The organism is Schwartzia sp. (in: firmicutes), from assembly GCF_978017985.1.
Map to the genome: position 1 here is coordinate 1 of NZ_CDXDFU010000061.1, position 3,764 is coordinate 3,764.

A 3,764-nucleotide genomic window follows, 5' to 3' on the forward strand; every position below is an offset into this window, starting at 1 on the left:
ATATATGAGCAAGGAGTATTTTATGGAAATCAAATATATGCAGGGATTTTATGGTGTCGTTGAGGAATGAAACAACAGCCACGCGGCGCTGCGATTGGACATCGCTCAGCCGGCGCTTTCCCGTCAGATGAAGAGACTGGAGACCTCGCTCGGGGTAAAGCTCTTTGAGCGCGGCAGCCGCCGTATCCGTCTTACGGAGGCAGGACAGCTTCTTTACTCCCGTGTTGAGCACATCCTCGGCATGGTAGACGGCACAGTGCGTGAAATCACGGAAATCGGCACAGGTGTCGCGGGATCTATCCGCATCGGAACCATCGTTTCCTCGGGTGCGCAGTTCCTGCCGCAGCTTATGCGTTCCTTCAACGAGCGCTATCCTCAGGTCACATTCCAGATTTGGGAAAGCGAGGGCACGCGTGTATTCGAACTGCTCGACAGCCGTGCCATTGAAATCGGAATCACGCGCAGCCAGGCAGATGCAAATATCTACGATTCGATAATCCTGTCCAATGAGCCGCTTATCATGGTAATGAACCGTGACAACTGCATCTGCGGTAAAAAGAATGATGCGGTGCGCATTAAAGAGCTTAAAAATATGCCTATCATTCTCCCTTTCCGTTGGAAGGGATCCTTCATTGCACAGTGCAAAAAAGCAGGCTTCACACCGCACCTCGTCTGCGAGAGTGACAGTATCGTGCAGGATATCCTGAACGTCCGTACGGGCCTCGGAATGGCTCTTGTTCCGTATTCGGCTCTGAGCCTTATCACCGATGACGGCCAGCTTGTCTGCAAAAAGCTTGTAGACCCTGACATGATGACACATACCGTCGTATCGTGGCTGAAAAACAGAACTCTTTCAGCAACGGCGCGTCACTTCATTGATATGTTCAAAGAAATGTATGTAAAGAACGTACAAAAATAAAACTAAAGCTGCTTCGGCAGCAGGAGGAGATCTCGTTATATGGATGCAGCGGAATACATTAAAGCAGGCATGGAAAAAGCAGCACTTTCCGAAGTAACACAGGAGAACACCGCCCGTTCAATGGGCAGCGGCTCACTGGACGTCTATGCGACTCCTGCTATGACGGCACTTATGGAGCAGGCGGCTGCGGAGCTGGCGCAGGAAAATCTTCCGGAGGGCTGGACCAGTGTCGGTATTGCGCTGTCCATAGAACACACCTCGGCTACTCCCATAGGCGTACTTACCCGCGCGGTTGCGAAGGTCACTGCAGTGGAGGGACGCAAAATATCATACGAAGTCAAAGCCTTTGACGAATCCGGCGAAATCGGACACGGCACACATGAAAGGTTTGCCGTGGAAGCAGAGAAATTCATGGCAAAGGCACAGAGCAAAGCAACGCATTAAAAGCAAAAATATAATCCTTCTCCTTTAGGAGAAGGATTATTTAGATAAAAATTAAAATAAATTAAACAGACACTGCCCGGGGTTATATTTTTCTTAAATACTCGGGGCGGTGCTTTCTTTTTGCTTATGGATATATTATATTTGACTTATTAAGGAGATAATTATTCAAGGAGGGTGTTTATATGGCGGAACCTATGAAGATTTTTATCGTCGAAGATGAGAGACGAATTGCACGTTTCTTACAAATGGAGCTTGAACATGAAGGCTTTGAAACAGCAACCGAAGCAAACGGACGCCGTGCGTACGAGAGGATTCTGCAGGGCTCGTTTAACCTTGTTTTGCTGGATGTAATGCTGCCGGATATGGACGGCATGGAAATCTGCCGCAATGTACGCAAGCTCTCCGATGTTCCTATAATAATGCTCACGGCAAAGGACGACCTTGAGGACAAGGTTAACGGACTTAATCTTGGCGCGAACGACTATATTACGAAGCCCTTCGCGATACAGGAGCTTTTGGCACGCATCCGCGCGGTGCTCCGCAACTACCGCCCGTCCACCGACACGCCGGAGGGCGAGATTCTTGTTGCGAAGGACCTGGTCATGTACCCGAACCGTTACGAGGTAAAGGTAAAGGACAAGACCGTAGACCTCACAAAAAAAGAGTACCTGCTTCTGGAATTCCTGCTTCGCAACAAACGTACCGTACTTTCCAGAGACCAGATTCTTCAGAAGGTCTGGGGCTACGACTATGTAGGCGATACGAACGTAGTTGATGTTTATATCAGATATTTGCGCGCCAAAATAGATGAAAAATTCGATGAGAAATATATCTATACCATGCGGGGCGTAGGGTATGTCATTAAAGATTAAACCCATTCGCATTTCGCTGCGCCTTACGCTGCTCTATGCGTCGATTCTTGTTACGATTCTTTTTGTATCAAGTACATTCACCGTTATTGGCCTTTATTTTTCCGTATACCATCAGGCGGGTGTAGAACTGCAGAGAACTATCGACCAGACGATGCGTATTGTGGAAGAAACAGACAAGCTGCCTGAATCGGAGCTGCCGCCCAGAACATCAGAACAAAATGAGGAATACATGAAAAAACGCAAGGCAGAGGACCCTGAATGGGAACCTCCGCCGCGCTTTGTTATGGCCCTTTTTCGGCAGGGCGCGATTGTTCCCGGCGCCGTACTGCGTATAACGAATGAAAACGGGCGTGTAGTCTTTAACAACGCGGAGCATTATCCAAGCTATCTGGATGTTGAGGAATCCGCGGTTAACGATAATCCGATTTGGGCAAATAAAAAGCTTGGCGTTTCCATAATGGATAATTTTCACTTCTATTTTAAGGAAGTGCCGGTACACTGGCGAGGCAGGGATTACACGCTTCACTTTATGCGTATGATTACTGCGGAGCGCCAGTTCATTAACATACTTGCCAACGGCTTTTTCCTGTCGAATTTCTTCGGAATACTCGTTGCTCTTGTGGCAGGATATTTTGCCAGCCGCAAAACCCTCAATCCTATTCGCATGATAAACCAGACGGCGCAGGATATCGAGGTAAACGATTTGAGCCGTAGGGTTCCTGTGCCTGAAGTTGATGACGAGCTGAAACAGCTTGTTGAAACGATAAACCGCATGCTTGACCGTCTTGAGGTCGGCTTTAAGCAGCAGCAGAGATTTGTCTCTGATGCATCCCATGAGCTTCGTACCCCTGTCACGGTTATTTTGGGCTATGCCGATATGCTGTCCAGATGGGGAAAGAATGACCCCGAAGCCCTGAATGAGGCTGTCAACGATATACGCACGGAAGCAACGGATATGCGCGGCCTTATAGAGAGACTTCTTTTTCTTGCCCGTGCCGATATGAAACGGCAGGTATTAAATAAGGAAAGAATCCAGGTAAAAGACCTCATGGAGTCCATTGCCAAAAAGGCGGCAATATTTGCCACGAAGCATAAAGTAACACTGCTGAAAAATGACCCGGGCGTGATTTTTGCGGACGGCGTCACCATCAGACAGATGCTGCGTGTCTTTATTGAGAACTCCATAAAATACTCCCCTGAGGGAACAGAAATAACATTGTCGTCAGAAAGAAAAGGCGATTATCTGGATGTCACGGTCACTGATCAGGGCATAGGTATCGCCCCCGAAAATCATAAAAAAGTCTTTGAACGCTTCTTCCGCGTTGATAAATCCCGCACCTCCGGCGAGGGAGGAGTCGGAGGAACGGGCCTTGGCATGGCTATCGCCCAGTGGATTGCCGATTCACATGACATTAAACTTTCTATAGAAAGTGAGCTGGGAAAAGGTACGACTATACATATGCTCATACCTACGGTTGAAAATAAAGCCTAAAAGACAATTAGAAAAAGAAAAAATGGGAGCATAATCC

Annotated in this window: 4 protein-coding genes; all 4 read left to right on the top strand. The window is 47.9% G+C overall.

Features of this window, described 5'->3' with window-relative positions:
* Positions 1 to 88 precede the first annotated feature (88 nt).
* The 4 genes from ACY69O_RS02860 (at position 89) to ACY69O_RS02875 (ending at position 3,727) form a co-directional block, all read left to right on the top strand.
* The gene (locus ACY69O_RS02860; protein ID WP_462331963.1) at positions 89 to 919 is read left to right on the top strand and encodes a LysR family transcriptional regulator; all 831 of its coding nucleotides are present in this window, start codon (positions 89 to 91) and stop codon (positions 917 to 919) included.
* 39 nt (positions 920 to 958) lie between these two features.
* Positions 959 to 1,363 (top strand): thioesterase family protein, encoded by a 405-nt coding sequence (locus ACY69O_RS02865; RefSeq protein WP_462331960.1) that lies wholly within the window; start codon positions 959 to 961, stop codon positions 1,361 to 1,363.
* 182 nt (positions 1,364 to 1,545) lie between these two features.
* On the top strand, positions 1,546 to 2,235 hold the full coding sequence (locus tag ACY69O_RS02870) for a response regulator transcription factor (protein WP_462331961.1): 690 nt from the start codon (positions 1,546 to 1,548) through the stop codon (positions 2,233 to 2,235).
* Positions 2,219 to 3,727 (top strand): sensor histidine kinase, encoded by a 1,509-nt coding sequence (locus ACY69O_RS02875; RefSeq protein ID WP_462331962.1) that lies wholly within the window; start codon positions 2,219 to 2,221, stop codon positions 3,725 to 3,727. The genes ACY69O_RS02870 and ACY69O_RS02875 overlap by 17 nt, the downstream gene beginning before the upstream one ends.
* Positions 3,728 to 3,764 lie beyond the last annotated feature (37 nt).

Excerpts from the sequence above, each read along its gene's own strand:
- ACY69O_RS02865 (WP_462331960.1), top strand. The coding sequence starts at position 959 with ATGGATGCAGCGGAATACATTAAAGCAGGCATGGAAAAAGCAGCACTT.
- ACY69O_RS02875 (WP_462331962.1), top strand. The coding sequence starts at position 2,219 with ATGTCATTAAAGATTAAACCCATTCGCATTTCGCTGCGCCTTACGCTG.
- ACY69O_RS02870 (WP_462331961.1), top strand. The coding sequence starts at position 1,546 with ATGGCGGAACCTATGAAGATTTTTATCGTCGAAGATGAGAGACGAATT.